Origin of the sequence: Pseudoalteromonas sp. MMG012 (genome assembly GCF_018100875.1) — a bacterium.
Lineage (GTDB): Bacteria > Pseudomonadota > Gammaproteobacteria > Enterobacterales > Alteromonadaceae > Pseudoalteromonas > Pseudoalteromonas aurantia.
Genome location: NZ_JAGJEF010000007.1, coordinates 63,122 through 77,689, shown reverse-complemented (window position 1 = coordinate 77,689; position 14,568 = coordinate 63,122). Strand labels below are relative to the sequence as shown.

Sequence of the window (14,568 nt, the reverse complement as noted above, 5' to 3'; positions counted from 1 at the left end):
CAACACTTACTTGATAGATATGACAGAGAGCACATTATGACAAAGCAAACCCTTCTAAGTTTGATATTTTTCTGTGCGAGCGTATTAGGTGGCTGTGGTGGGGGAAGTGACGGCTCCGGATCAACGCCAGTTCCAGGTGATACGGGAAGTGTGGTTAATAATACGGCCCCTGCTGCGGGGGCGGACCAGTTTGTGTCCGTAGGTGAGCAAGTAACACTTAATGGTTCACAGAGTTCTGATGTTGATGGTGATACTTTGTCATTTAACTGGAGAATTATGAGCCAGCCTAGTACTAGCCAAGCGAGTTTGGACAGTTCGGCACAAAGCTTGGTTACTTTTTCCCCCGATGTTGCGGGTACTTACATACTGGGTCTTATTGTGAATGATGGCTCGGTTGACTCTGCGCAAGACACGGTGACTGTGAGTGCGGAACTGGTAAACCAAGCCCCAGTGGCGAATGCGGGGAGTGATCAAGAAGTCACATTGGGCCAGTTGGTGATGTTGTCGGGTTCTGCAAGTGTAGACCCTGACGGGACAGAGCTACGCTATCAATGGACATTTTTATCTAGGCCAACAGGAAGTTCTGTCACCTTGGTTAATGCTGAAACAATTCGCAGCGAGTTTACAGCCGATGTTGCTGGTAGCTATTTAGTTGGGCTGATTGTTAATGATGGCCTTATTGATTCGGCGCAAGATAGTGTCTCGATTACAGTGATGCCTGCGGTCATAAATCAACCACCAATTGCGAATGCGGGCGTTGACCAACAAGTTCCGTTGGGTCAGTTAGTTTCTTTATCAGACATTGCGAGTCAAGACCCTGATGGGGATCAATTAACGTATAACTGGGTGTTTGTGACTAAACCCGATGGCAGTAATGCCGTGCTTTCTGACGCTCAGACGGTCAATGCACAATTTAATACAGATGTAGCGGGGAGTTATCAAGTTGGCTTAATTGTGAATGACGGTCAAGTTGACTCGATGCAAGATATTGCGGTTATTACGGTGTCGGCAGGAGATACCAATCAAGCTCCGGTAGCAAACGCGGGTAATGATCAATCAATTACGGTTTCAGAGGTTGTCATGCTTTCAGGGTCACTGAGTAGCGATCCTGACAACGATACGCTGAGTTATCTGTGGAACATTGTTAGTAAACCAGCACAAAGTAGCACGGTGCTCTCTAATACGACTTCTCAATCAGTCCAAATTACGCCAGATTTGGCGGGCACATAGCAAGTTTCTCTCGTTGTGAATGATGGAAAGTTAAACTCTATCGCGGATATAGTCGTTATTACTGCACAGGCTCAACTCCCAGTTGCTCATGCCGGTGCAGATCAGGACGTCACTGTGGGGGATTTTGTAACGTTGGATGGCGCTCAGAGTACGGGAACTGATTTGACGTACCAGTGGCAGATTGTGAATAAGCCGGATAATAGTATGGTTGAGTTAAATAGCGCGGATCAGGTCAGTATCGAGTTCAATGCTGATATTAGTGGGACCTTTGAACTGAGCTTAACGGTCGTTGCAGGGGGGAGCGTATCAACGGCGGATATTGTGAAAGTAACGGCCAGCAATACGAACGTTAATATTACGGACAAAATTTTTACCAATGAAGCGGTAAGTTGCCGGAACTATGAGGGCAGTTACTTTTCGAATGTGACGGATATAAAAAGGTCGGCAGATTTCACTGGTGATGTGGTAATGAGTGTGGGTAATACAACATGCACCATCACAATGAATGCCATTCCTAATCATGACTTTAATGATAATACTGCGTCTTTTGCGACAGACACATCCGCACAAAATCTAGTGTACACTTTACCAATTACGGCGAGTCCAGCTGCGACGATTACACCGCAAGGGATTGGGATCACGGAGGGCATATTACTTAATGGTGTGACCTTGGATTTGTTGCCGGCTGCTTGTTATGGCGTAGGCAATGAGCCAATTGGTAGAGAAAAAATAGGTTGTGGTGCAGATCAAAATGATAATCCATGGCGTTATGACCCAATGTCACCCTTAAGTACCTTTGGGACTGATGTCCACAATGCGCATACTCAACCATCAGGAAAATATCACTATCATGGCAACCCTGTTGCGATGTTCATTCAAACATGTGGCAGCAGAGCATCAGCAGTAATTGGGTTTGCAGCCGATGGTTATCCGATATATGGTAGCTGTTTCAAAGACCCGGCTACCGGCAATATTCGAAAAGCAATGTCTAGTTATGTTTTAAAAAATAGTGGCGGGGTACGTCAAGCCGTGACTGGCTATACGACTCCTGTCGGTGGCACAGGTGCCGTCGCGAGTAATAATTACGATGGGCAATTTAGAGGTGATTGGGAGTATCAAGTAAATGCGGGTGATCTTGATGAGTGTAACGGTATGAGTATTGATGGGCAGTATGGTTACTATGTGACCAATGCATTCCCATGGGTGCTGGGTTGCTTCAAGGGCAGTTTAGACAGCAGTTTTACAAGGCCTCAAAATTTAGAGAGGCGCAGTCATAGCCATGATGACAGTGCTGAACATCACCATTAGATAATTGCGCTAAACAATGGAGCTGGTGCAACAGATATGCGCAGTTGCACCAGTCTATTTTCGTACCGTTTTTTATATATTGCACAAAATAGTGCCATGACTAGATCAATGACGCAATCACGTGGGTCATAGCACACTTTTCTCGCTACTTTCGCTTCGCTATGAATGTGTTACTGTAATGTAATTCAAATATTGTGCATATCATAGAGCACTATAATTTGTCATAAATCTGGCACCAATTTGCCACGATTTATTAGCCTAATTGTCTTTTTTTCCTTCTATAGTGGTGTCTCTAAAACCGATAAAAGAGAAGGGATTATGAAAACAAAACTACTGCAATTGGCTGTTTTATGCGGTACTTCTGTATTATTTACAGGGTGTTCAGGCTCAGATAATAACCATGAAATAAATGCACCAGTGCCAACCCCAGTACAAGGCACGCAAATAGAGCTGCGTTTATTAGAAACCACGGACTTACACGCGAATTTACTTAACTATAATTACTTTGCAGACAAGCAAGATGATAAAGTAGGTTTGGTAAAAACGGCTGCTTTAATTCATCAAGCCCGAGAGCAGGCGACCAACTCGGTATTGGTTGATAACGGCGATTTAATTCAGGGTAGTCCGCTTGGCGATTATATGGCGAAGGTTAAAAGCTTGCAGGCAGGTGATGTGCACCCTGTCTATAAAGCGATGAACACGTTAAATTATGACGTAGCTAATATTGGTAATCATGAATTCAATTTTGGCATCGACTTTTTAAAAGAAGCAATCAATGATGCTAATTTTCCCTATATTTCCGCCAATGTTTTCATCGATGACGGTGATGCTGACGAGCACAATGACGAGCCACTTTTCTCCCCTTATTTAATTCAAGAAAAAACATTTAAAGATACTGAGGGTAATAGTCACACTGTCAATGTTGGTTTTATTGGGTTTGTACCGCCACAGATCATGCAGTGGGATAAAGCAAATCTAGAAGGTAAAGTGATTGCCAAAGATATTGTTGCGATGGCCAATAAGTATGTACCTCAAATGAAGTTAGAGGGGGCAGATATTGTGATTGCCATTCCACATTCAGGTTTGGATATCGCCGAGCATAAAACCATGGAAGAAAATGCGAGTTATCACTTATCTAAGGTGGCAGGTATTGACGCGATATTATTTGGTCATGCACATGCCAATTTCCCAGGTAGCCGTTATGAGGGGATGAGTGACAAAGGCATAGATATAGAAAAAGGGACTGTAAATGGTGTTGCAGCGGTTATGCCTGGGTTTTGGGGTAATCACCTTGGCGTAATAGATTTGACGTTGCAATATGATGATGGTCAATGGCAAGTGAGTGATTCACAGTCATCACTTAAAGCGATTTATGAGACAGATGATAATCGTCAAACTATCGCATTGGTTGAGAATGATCCTGAAGTTGAAGCCGCAGTGACTCACGAACACGCCGAAACTCGAAGCTGGGTTAATGAACCATTTGCCAAAGTAACGGGACCTGTAAATAGTTTTTTTGCATTAGTAAACGATGATCCATCAATACAAATTGTAACGGATGCGCAGACTTGGTACACACAAAAAATAGTTCAGGGCACAGAGCTTGCCGAATTACCTATTTTATCCGCAGGAGCGCCGTTTCGAGCTGGGCGTGGTGGCGCAGATGACTATACATCCATTGCCCAAGGGGACATTGCATATCGCAATGTTGCAGACCTATATATTTATCCAAATGTGCTTAAGGTACTGAAGCTTAGTGGCCAAGAAGTTAAAGAATGGCTGGAAATGTCGGCCGGACAATTTAATCAAATTGATGTGCACAGTACCACGACACAAGTATTGATTAACCCAGCGTTTCCCTCGTATAACTTTGATGTGATCGATGGGGTAACTTATAAAATTGATGTTGCACAACCCGCTAGGTATAACAGCAAAGGAGTGAAAGTATCCGATGGTGAGCGTATTGTGTCGTTACAATATCAAGGCAAACCAGTAACCGCTACGCAGCAGTTTTTGGTCGCAACTAATAACTACAGAGCCTCTGGTGGCGGTAATTTCCCTAATATTGCGGCTGATAAAATTGTCATTGATTCACCCAATGAAAACCGTCAGGTTGTTGCTGATTATATTGCTTACCAGAGTCAGAAGAATGCTGGAAAAGGACTTGATCCATCGGCGGATATGAACTGGGAGTTTGCCCCAAACAGCCACAGTGACATTCAGTTTTTTAGTTCAAACAGTTTAGATGCAAAAGCTTATAGTAATCAATTTGGGCATATTCAAGCTTTGAATGAGACCAATGAAGACGGTTTTGCACTTTATAAACTTGATTTAACCCAACCTAATAATTAGCCCTTATTTTAAGAGCAGATTCAGTATCTGCTCTTATTTTAATCGTACCGGATGAAGTCGGTATGACAGGTATTTTCATTACATAACACACTCAACGGGAATTGAAGAATGATTAGTATGAATAAAACGACGTTGGCGATGATGTTGACTGTAGGTTTGTTTTCATCAATGAGCAGCGTACAGGCAGCAGCATATGACTGGAACAAAACAGCACCAGTAAAAACACCATCCGCGCATACCAATAATGGTAAAACCATATATTTCGATGTATCTCATGGCGGCGTTGAAGGCAACGCAGACTGGGTGATTGATGGGGCTTTTTCTGACTTTGCAGACGCATTAGTGCAACAAGGCTATACCGTTAAAGAGTATCGTGGCATCGATTTAAATAATGATGGTGTGATCCGCTTTCATGATGATAGAAGTAACAATAATACGCAAAATGAGGCGGTTATTACTTTTGACGCAATAAAAAATTCTGATGTGTTCGTTTTAGCAGAAACCAATAGACCATTTACTATGGCTGAGCAAGCAGCACTAGAGCAATATGTTGCTGCGGGTAAAGGTGTGTTTTTTGTTGCGGATCATTACGATGCAGATCGTAACCTTAATACATGGGATGCAACAGAGGTTTTCAATGGTTACAACCGCTCTGATTTAAGCAAATATAACTTGGGTGGAGAATATGGTGATTGGCGTAATCCTAAATCAGCAAATGCGGGTTGGTTAGTTGAAAACTTTGGGATCCGGTTTCGGTTTAATGGCGTCGACTACAAGCAAGGTGTCAGTGGTGTTGAGCCAAGTACACAAACAGAGGGGATCACACAAGGAGTGCAACCTATTCTAATGGCGGCTGGGGCTACATTGGCGGTTGTTGATCCACAAAAAGCGAAGGGGTTGGTGTATTTCTCAGAATCAGATAATCCAGTTAAATGGAGACATGCAAAGGATCAAGGGTTGTACTTTGGTGGTAAAGCGGAAGGTCCTTACGTCGCCATTGCGAAATCGGGGGCGGGTAAAGCAGCGTTCATTGGAGATTCGTCTCCTATCGAAGATGCAAGCCCGAAATACCGTCGCCAGGATACTGGCAATAGTAAAAAGACCTACCCAGGTTGGACGGATGCAGGTAATGCAGCAACACTTGCTGTGAATATTATTAATTGGTTAGCAACACCTGAAAGTTACCAATATTTTGATAATAATAATGGCCATAAAAGTGGCTTTGTAACACCAACCCCAATGGCACCGCAAGAAATGGCAGATCCAAATAATGGCCAGCCATGGGGGACGCCTGCTAGTGGGTTTAATCCTTGGAATACTGATACCTATAAATATAATTCGTTTAATGCGCCTAATGGTGATTCACAAACGAACCCAGACCCTGATCCAGACCCGACACCAACCCCAGGTGGCACCCTATCGGTAGTTGAAGCATTAGCCGCAACGCAAGGTGAAGCGTTGGTTGTGATGGGTAAAGTAACGGCAGCTGTAAACGGTATTTATGGGTTAGAGCTTAGTGATGTAAATTCACCTTCAAAACATATTTTTGTGAAGCTTGAAAGTAGCCAACGCGCTGATTTCAATCCTCAATTAAATCCTGCGATTTTGAATAAGAATATTATCGTTACGGGCAAACGCAATAGTTATATGGGTGAAGCGGGAGTTCGCTATGTCAGTGATATTCAAATTGCACCTACAGCTTTATCAATCGAACAAGCATTGAATACCGCGCAGGGGGAGTCTTTTGAAATAATAGGTCGTGTTAAGTCTGGCCTAAATGGTATTTATGCATTGGTGTTAGAGGACATTAATGATGCCAGCTTTACCATTAATGTGAAGTTAGAAAGTGATCAGCGAAACCAGTTTAGTCCACAATTAAATCCGGAATTGCTTAATGCAATTATGGTTGTTAACGGTGTGCGCGACAGTTATATGAGTCAAGCGGGTGTACGTCAAGTTTCTAAATTACGTATCACCGATGATGCGGGTAGTGACCCTGTAAGCGGTTCTGGTATGTCTGTGAGTGAGGTTTTAGCGTTGGCCAATGGTGAGCCTGTCACTGTGGAAGGTAAAATAACACGTGGCGTCAATGGCAAGTATGCACTTGAGCTGACAGATGACACTAACAATAGTGAATCGTTGTACATCAAACTAGAATCATCCCAACGCACTATGTATAGCCCATTACTCAATGTGGCTTTAATCGGAAAACGGTTACGTGTTGAGGGGATTAAGAACAACTACATGAGTCACCCTGGTGTTCGTAACGTAAGTCAGTTGATGCTCATTGACTAACGTTGCCTGTATTTAAAGGGTTTATTGTAAATCTTATTGTGAAACAAAAGACAGAACTGTAATTGGTTCTGTCTTTTTATTTAGCTAACGTATTGAAATGACCTATTTACGGCGACGTAATAGTCCCGCCCCGGCAAATAACAATGCAAACCAACCCATTGAACCTGAGGAGTTACTATTGCTATCAGGTAATTTAGGGGGAGTGACAACTGGTGGGGTGACAACTGGTGGGGTGACAACTGGTGGGGTGACAACCGGCGGTGTTTCATTTGTTACATTGACCGTAGTTGCTGTTTTCACGTGCTCCGAACCGTCACTGACCGTTAATTCAAACTTCAGTGCTGTGTCTTCAGTAATACTAGGTGGTGTAACTGTCAGTGTTGCAGAGTCGTTACCTGCAAGCGTTGCACTTGGGCCTTCAATTTGCGTCCATGTGTAGGTAAGCGAATCGTTATTTCGATCTGTTGCGCTTGCGGTAATCGTGGCAGTTGCAGATTCATTGACATCGATTGAGTCAGGCGCTGACAACATTGGTGCAACATTGTCACACGTATTCACATCACCGGCCACAGTTGAATGAAATTGCGATGACGCAACATTTTCAAATTTTACTTGGTCAATGAACCAACCAGTTTCGGCTGTGCCACCATCTGCGGAAATGCGGAATCTAAATTTTACCGTTTGGCCATTTAAGTGATCACCAAAACTCACTTTTTCCATATTCCCTGTGCTTTGTGATGTGAAATTTGAGCCTGTAAATGCAGGACGGTTTTGGAGTGCTTGTTGCGGATTTTCAATTAATGCGGTGGTGTTATAGCCTGTATCGAAAGTCCCACCTGCAATAGTTGAAGTCACATCCACCCAATTACCATTGTTAATACTGATTTCAAGTACACCACCATCCCAATTATCTTCTAATAGATATAAATGCCAGAAGCTGATGGAGAAATCATTACCAAAACCGACTTCAAAGTTTTTACTTTCAACGGTAACGTCCGATTCGAACCCATTGTTGCGTAAGAACATCGTTTGTTCGCCAAATTCAACGTCTGGGTTACCGGATGAGAAGAAAGCAGTATTGCTGGTGTTAAAGTTTTGTGTGCCTTTGGCTAAGTCGCCACCAGTCATCACATTCTCTTTAAAGTCAGCAAAGAGGTTATATCCTTCCATATCGACTAATGCTGAAGTGCCTTGGTGCGCTTTTACTTTGAAGTCATAGTTGACCGTTGATGACACTGCCATCTTAGTCTCGCCAACCACTTCTTCACCTTCAAAAGTGACTTCAAATGTTAGGTTCTCAGCGGTGCCAGCCTCATTGAGTGTCACCATCAATGGCACACTTGTGGCTGAGGTAAATGGTGCTAAAGCATCAAACGTGATCATACCGTCATTCTCAAGTGTCACGTTGTGACCACTGGTCACGACCACTTTAGCTGAAATACTATTTAATGTTGCATCACCTGCATTCTTAACTGACACGGATAGAGTCCCAGTTTCACCTTTATCCAGGATCTCGTCATTTGAACAGTAACCTAGTTCGACGCCATTATAGTTTGTATTCAAGGATACAGAGGTTGCTTGGAAAGCTGATAATGTTGTTTTGTTCGATTCAATAACACCTGAATTATCATCGCTATTACGCGGGGGCGCAATGGATCCTAAGCCAAGCCCTCGGTCTGCGAACGCTTTTAAGGCAATGGTGAAATCTTCCATATCTGTGGCATACACCGATGCTAAGATTGCATCACGTGCTTCAACATAAGTTGGAGAAATTGGGGTTGCCTTATAACCTGATATTAAATATGTCGCCATTCTGTCTTGTGCTTCTTGGAAGCCATGCTTGTTTATCAAGCCAACATATACGTTCCATAGCATGTTTGCCCATACTTCACCTGCTGCGTGAGGTGAGCCGCCATTCGTTGGTGGGAGGCCATCTACTTCAGCCCCACTGGTAATGTGCTTAAATGTAAGTGGGTTAACCGACATATCTGTAGAATACGGTGCACGACGAATACCGGTTGTGAAGTTCTCAACAAACGTGCCTGTCGCATAAGGTAATTGGAACTGATCGTTGCCTGCAATGGTTAAATCAGACTCTAGAGCAATGAACATTAAGGAATGGAAGTCCCCCCAGCCTTCACCCATCGCACGGCCTTGAAAGTTATTTAAACCAGCACCATTACCTACAAGACGATTCGAAATATAGTGACCCCATTCATGCGCAATAATACCATTATCAAACGTGGAGTCTTTTAACGGGAAGGTGCTCATTAAGTTTACGGTGACCATTTCACCGCTGTCCATTAGGTCGTAAATTTTCTTTCCGTCTTGGAAGCTTAAGCCCATAGATACAACGGTTACGCTGTCATCGGTGCCACCCATAGGTGCCGGTGTGCCGTCATCCACATTATTGATGATGATAACGCCTATTGCTCCAGCTTCTTGTGCGTGTTTAGCTTTCGCTGTAAATGCACATCCTCCTCGGTCTATTAAAGCGATTTTTCCAGCGAGTTCAGCACCATTGGTTGCAGGTTCACAGCCATCTGTTGCGGTATCAGTACTATCATTCAGTCTTACTGTCATACCTGACAAGTCATATTGTACAGGTCCAAATGAAGCAACTTTTGAAGATTGCAGTAGTCCTACTTGCGAGTGAGATGTGACAGTCACCGCAAAATCAGTACCGACAATAGCATCTTTGCTATTCCATAAATATTGTTGCATACGTGGGCTTCTGCCGTCAGCAGGGGTAGACATATTCGCGTTGTTTAAGCCGGAATAATCTTGTGCCTGTACATGCAAAGGGTCATTTTCTTCCCCGCCTCGTCCATAATTAGATAATTGCGCATTACCGGAAGCTTCATCAAACCCATAATCATAGAAAAAGTCGTGTAAGAAGTTATTCATGTAAAACAAATTGACGATCGCTGACTTGCGATTATTCAAGCTTGTTGGAGATTGGCTAACTTCATATGGGTAATCGAAGGTATTTGCAGATGTAAGCTCTGCACTGAAATCACCTTCGGTAAAACCATCCGGTGCAACAACATCAGCATAAGCAAATACATTGTTTCCTGATGTCATGGTTGCATCTTCAGCAAGCCATGGGTCTTGTGTGCTGATTTTTGAATAATGCGAAAGGGTAACGAGCGGCGCAGCTTCAATTTCAGTTTTGTCAGGGCCTGTATCTAGTTTTGGGAGCACATCGCCATGTGGACCTTCCATGGGATAGCCGTTTTGGTTTGCATACACGCGATATGTATAATCATTACTATGCGCGATTAAGTTGTTTTTGAATAATACCTTGCCGGAGTTTGATGCGATCACATACCCATAGGCCTCGGACTCAACACTATTTTTTGGCGCGACTTCTACCTCAACATAGTATGCAGCGACTAATTGTGTTCCATCGTCAAAGAATACTTTTTTAGCACGAGGCGAAAATGCATTGACAGTACCCGAGGCATCTTGCGCTGTAAATGACGTGAATTGACCTTCGAGCTTCTCGTTACTTAGTTGCAGGTCGTTGGTCTCTGCGCCAATATTTTTAGCGGCAATACCAATTGCTTTTGCAGCACTACCAAAATGAGTGAAAGCGGGGTTGGTTGAATTGGCAGCTTTAGCATGTGATACAAAACCTGATGAAGCGACAAGATTGTACTCTTTGTCTATCATCACGTTGTACTCACGGTTGAAGACTTCTATGCCCCCAACAAGCTGTTTATACTTTGCTATGGCAGGGCCGCGCTTTGATTCGTGTAAGTTTGTTAATTGCGCCCCATCTAAAATAGCTGACTTACTGGTTTTTAATCCTGTCAGCTGTTGTAAGTAATGATCAGCTACAAATTCATTTCGCTGTTCAACGGCAATGTTTGATAGGTTAGGCGTTGTATGTGCTTTGCTAGCCCACACAAAGGTGGCTTTACCGAGTTCTTTGTCATAGTGGCTAGTCATACCTGAAACAGTGGCCTGTGCTGCAAGAGCTTGTTGTTGCGCTTTTACCTGGTCAGCTTGACTGCTGGTATTGATTTGCGCTTGATCTATTAGCCCTGACTGTGCATTGTAAGTTAATGCTGAAGCCGTATTGGTACCTAAAATTGTAACCATCGAGGCTGCAATTAAAGTTATTTTTGGTATGTTATTCATTATTTACCCTGTTTTATTGTTATAAAGACGTTTATTAAAATGAATTCTTTTTAACGTTATTTCAAAGTTTTTTTTACTTTCAAGGTGGTTTTTTAGCTTATGAGCATTTATTCCAATACTTTATTACTTACTTTAATGTTTATGTTGATGCTTGTGTCGGGATGTTCAACGTTTGTTTATGATCAACCTGCGGAGGTAAAAGTCAGGCAAGAAAAGTCCAATGATTTGGCGAAGCAATCGCACATTGAAGGCGATGCTTACAGTGCAAAAATTAAAAATAGTGAGAGCACTTTGGTACGTCATGTCCAAGTTACGCCGTCAGATAGAATCAAGCTTAAAGGGCATACAATTAAAAAGGGCGATCGAGTTTACAATGTTACAACGGGTCAAATCGGTACTGTCACGGGGGAATTTTTGGTTGAGCTATACGGTTCACAACAAGCACCAGACATAAAGCAATTCGTTAAGCAGCCAGTGACAGGTGCTATCGTACGTTATAAAGTGATATCAACAGACGTTGATTTATTAAGTCGGCTTGAATCACTTCGAGGTTCTGAGGCGGTCAAAAGTGTTGAATTACAAATCTTTTACAATGGCAAAGTTAATAATGAGTATTAGTCTATAAACGTGGCGAGTTAGCGGAATAGCCATGTGTGGCGGGGTTATAGATATCACTGTTTTGGTATAACAGTTAAAGAGCGCCGTTGATGCTTTGTGGTGCTCTTTAATGATGTTTTTTAACGACTTTATTTAAGGTAGGTGGCGAACGCGATTATGGTATTTGCTGTAAGAAATTTAACTTATGAGTCGTTTTCGAAGGGATGAATTCAGTGACCTCGTAGGTCGCCAATTTGTGCTGCTGGAATGGATCGTCTTTTAACGCTTCTTCTATCTCTATCGTTTGGGTTGTATTAGCAATAATAATGCCCCCCGTTCTTGGTTGTTTTCTACCAGAGATGAGAAATAGGCCGCTTTCATAGTATTTATCTAAAAATAGTAAGTGTGCCGCTAAGTGTTTTTCAACTTCATGCAATGGGACTAAATAAGTCATCGAAATAATAAACATCGTGATCCTTATGAATAGTTAAAACATTATATTAACTATAAATATGCGATTTTTAACAGCGCTTTTGTACATTACGATTGCGTATTAAAGTAATCGTAAACCGTGTATAAGTTATACCCACGCAGTGAGTCCTGTTATTAACATACTAAGCAGTCCAACTAACCCTAATCCGAATGCACAACTGCGCGCAAGTTGCAGGTTCATATAATAGAAACTCATATGCGCAAGCCGAGCAATGCCATAAAGTCCAGATGAAAAAGCCAACCAATCGGGGGGGCTTTGTGATAGGAGCCCGAAAAGTAACAGTAGTATATAAATGGCGATACTTTCATTGGTATTTGCATGTGCTCTGGTTGCACGAAATACAAAGTTTTGATGATCTGATTTAATCGGGTGACCCGCTTGGTGCTTGTTAAAAAACAACACTATGTCGGCAATGATCAACTGCAGTAAAAAAAGTGTTGCTATCAATCCGCAAATTAAAATTGAAGTGTGATAGGTGATAAATATATCTGCCATAATACAAAAAACTCCTGTTATCTTGGTCTATGTCGAGTGCTATTTATCCTACCAATACGGCAATAGATTGCTATCTATTTATCTTTATTCATCAATAAATTGCCATGTATTCGCACCATCGAAGTGACGTACTCTAATTTGCTTTAAAAGCTCAGGTTTTATCATTTTGAAATTCATGGCCATGCGTTGTGTATTTCCCATATCGGTTGGTGTGTAATGGGTTGTGCACCCACACAAAGCACAGTGATGAAATTCAATACACTGATCCCCGTGGCAATAGCTGATAGGCGCTGAGCGGTGAAAACTGACAGACACATTGTTGGGGTGGGTGTATCCCCACAGAGCACCAAGTCTATGACAAATACTGCAATTGCAGCTCGTAAGCGAATCAATTGAAGCATCAAATGTAACGTTAATATTACCGCAATGACAGCTTGCTGAAAAAGTCATGGTGTTCCTTACTTTGAGAAATTAATGACGGGCAACACTTCGGGTAGCTCGTTATCGAGCATGGTCAACACGCTTTGGTAACCATGCATTGGTTGCCACTGTAACACAGTTTGCGCCAATGCTGAATCATAGACCCTGTCGAGTGAACAAGGCATAGACCACTGACGTCGTCTAAACTCTGTTGCTAAGTCGGGCATTTTTTCATGAATAAGAGTGCCTGGATCCGTATAGAGCATTACACAATCTTTCGGCGTAAAGGGAGTTGAACCCGATATAATGTATGTTTTAAAACCCGGTAGGCGCAATTCAACGGCACAGGCATGCGCTTGTGCAACATCCCGTACGTCTATGCCACGAGTTGATCTGTATATACTCATTAAGTCTGCTGTCTCGGGGAAGCATCGAGATATTCTCAGCACAGTAACCGGTAGGTTAAATAAATGAGAGAGTTGCGCTAATTTTTTTTCAGCGGCTATTTTTGAAGTATGGTAGATGCTTTTCGGTTGCGCAGTAATGGTTTCGTCAATCCAACTCGCTTGATTCTCTTGGGTTGAAGCAAAGCCATATAATGCGGTGGTGCTGGTAAAGATAAAGTGCCGTAGGCCTTGTTTTATACCTTCCAAAGCTAATTGCTCAGTTGCCATAATATTAATAGAATTAAAATCTTCATCAGCAGCAATATTCACATGTGGAGCATGTAAGGCCGCACAATGTATCACCACATCAATATTGATTAATGCATGGCGAATCCGTGCCAAATCACGGATATCAGCAACTATATCAACCGTCGAACACGGTGTGATATCTACTCCAATAACATGGTGCAGCTGCATCAGTTTAATGTAAATAGCACGCCCAACGCGTCCAGCAGAACCCGTGATGAGTATTTTCAAGTTATCTCCTAAATATGAGTGCAAAGCATAATATGAATGAAGCAAGGTTTTTTACCTGTACAGCATATTGAAGCTTACACCGTGAAATTTGAAGGCATTATATGCTGTCAGTCAGCATCGTACTATGTATTCCATCAACTCCCCTTCGACGAAAAAGTAAATTTCGGTGTATTTCCTTGTGCTTTGTCTCTTTACTCAAAACGGCGTCTTAGAAGTTTTTAGTGTTACGGAGAATGTATTTCTCACTGTTTTAAAATCATAATTATTATTCGTAATATGTACTGTGGCGACTATTCTTTAATGAAAAAA

Annotated in this window: 10 protein-coding genes; 5 read left to right on the top strand and 5 right to left on the bottom strand. The window is 42.4% G+C overall.

Annotated elements, in window-relative coordinates; translation table 11 throughout:
* Nucleotides 1-36 precede the first annotated feature (36 nt).
* From J8L97_RS04105 to J8L97_RS04090, 4 genes are all read left to right on the top strand, one after another.
* A complete protein-coding gene (locus tag J8L97_RS04105; protein ID WP_211047979.1) occupies nucleotides 37-1,230 on the top strand; it encodes a PKD domain-containing protein in 1,194 nt (397 codons plus the stop codon).
* 15 nt (nucleotides 1,231-1,245) lie between these two features.
* Nucleotides 1,246-2,538, top strand: coding sequence for a YHYH protein (locus J8L97_RS23920; RefSeq protein WP_211047978.1), 1,293 nt, complete (start codon nucleotides 1,246-1,248; stop codon nucleotides 2,536-2,538).
* A 318-nt stretch (nucleotides 2,539-2,856) separates the two neighbouring features.
* Nucleotides 2,857-4,890 (top strand): bifunctional 2',3'-cyclic-nucleotide 2'-phosphodiesterase/3'-nucleotidase, encoded by a 2,034-nt coding sequence (locus tag J8L97_RS04095; protein WP_211047977.1) that lies wholly within the window; start codon nucleotides 2,857-2,859, stop codon nucleotides 4,888-4,890.
* A 117-nt stretch (nucleotides 4,891-5,007) separates the two neighbouring features.
* Nucleotides 5,008-7,185, top strand: coding sequence for a DUF6359 domain-containing protein (locus J8L97_RS04090; protein ID WP_247688522.1), 2,178 nt, complete (start codon nucleotides 5,008-5,010; stop codon nucleotides 7,183-7,185).
* A gap of 102 nt (nucleotides 7,186-7,287) precedes the next feature.
* On the opposite strand, the gene J8L97_RS04085 is transcribed toward J8L97_RS04090, so the two are convergent.
* Nucleotides 7,288-11,331, bottom strand: a complete 4,044-nt coding sequence (locus J8L97_RS04085; protein ID WP_211047975.1) for a rhombosortase-dependent M36 family metallopeptidase — start codon at nucleotides 11,329-11,331, stop codon at nucleotides 7,288-7,290.
* A gap of 99 nt (nucleotides 11,332-11,430) precedes the next feature.
* Here J8L97_RS04085 and J8L97_RS04080 point away from each other — a divergent pair, with 99 nt between their 5' ends.
* The gene (locus J8L97_RS04080) at nucleotides 11,431-11,949 is read left to right on the top strand and encodes a hypothetical protein (RefSeq protein WP_211047974.1); all 519 of its coding nucleotides are present in this window, start codon (nucleotides 11,431-11,433) and stop codon (nucleotides 11,947-11,949) included.
* Nucleotides 11,950-12,103: 154 nt separating this feature from the next.
* On the opposite strand, the gene J8L97_RS04075 is transcribed toward J8L97_RS04080, so the two are convergent.
* From J8L97_RS04075 to J8L97_RS04060, 4 genes are all read right to left on the bottom strand, one after another.
* Nucleotides 12,104-12,397: a YciI family protein gene (locus J8L97_RS04075; RefSeq protein WP_210997910.1), complete on the bottom strand. Its 294-nt coding sequence runs from the start codon at nucleotides 12,395-12,397 to the stop codon at nucleotides 12,104-12,106.
* Between the two features lie 111 nt (nucleotides 12,398-12,508).
* Complete coding sequence (locus tag J8L97_RS04070) at nucleotides 12,509-12,916, bottom strand: MAPEG family protein (protein WP_211047973.1); 408 nt, start codon at nucleotides 12,914-12,916, stop codon at nucleotides 12,509-12,511.
* Between the two features lie 84 nt (nucleotides 12,917-13,000).
* On the bottom strand, nucleotides 13,001-13,366 hold the full coding sequence (locus tag J8L97_RS04065; RefSeq protein WP_247688521.1) for a GFA family protein: 366 nt from the start codon (nucleotides 13,364-13,366) through the stop codon (nucleotides 13,001-13,003).
* An 8-nt stretch (nucleotides 13,367-13,374) separates the two neighbouring features.
* Nucleotides 13,375-14,259, bottom strand: coding sequence for an NAD(P)-dependent oxidoreductase (locus J8L97_RS04060; RefSeq protein ID WP_211047972.1), 885 nt, complete (start codon nucleotides 14,257-14,259; stop codon nucleotides 13,375-13,377).
* Between the last annotated feature and the right edge of the window lie 309 nt (nucleotides 14,260-14,568).

What these genes read in the sequence shown, in the direction of transcription:
- J8L97_RS04080 (WP_211047974.1), top strand. Translation starts at nt 11,431, where the DNA reads ATGAGCATTTATTCCAATACTTTATTACTTACTTTAATGTTTATGTTG.
- J8L97_RS04075 (WP_210997910.1), bottom strand. Translation starts at nt 12,397, where the DNA reads ATGTTTATTATTTCGATGACTTATTTAGTCCCATTGCATGAAGTTGAA.
- J8L97_RS04070 (WP_211047973.1), bottom strand. Translation starts at nt 12,916, where the DNA reads ATGGCAGATATATTTATCACCTATCACACTTCAATTTTAATTTGCGGA.
- J8L97_RS04090 (WP_247688522.1), top strand. Translation starts at nt 5,008, where the DNA reads ATGAATAAAACGACGTTGGCGATGATGTTGACTGTAGGTTTGTTTTCA.
- J8L97_RS04085 (WP_211047975.1), bottom strand. Translation starts at nt 11,331, where the DNA reads ATGAATAACATACCAAAAATAACTTTAATTGCAGCCTCGATGGTTACA.
- J8L97_RS04105 (WP_211047979.1), top strand. Translation starts at nt 37, where the DNA reads ATGACAAAGCAAACCCTTCTAAGTTTGATATTTTTCTGTGCGAGCGTA.
- J8L97_RS04095 (WP_211047977.1), top strand. Translation starts at nt 2,857, where the DNA reads ATGAAAACAAAACTACTGCAATTGGCTGTTTTATGCGGTACTTCTGTA.
- J8L97_RS04065 (WP_247688521.1), bottom strand. Translation starts at nt 13,366, where the DNA reads ATGACTTTTTCAGCAAGCTGTCATTGCGGTAATATTAACGTTACATTT.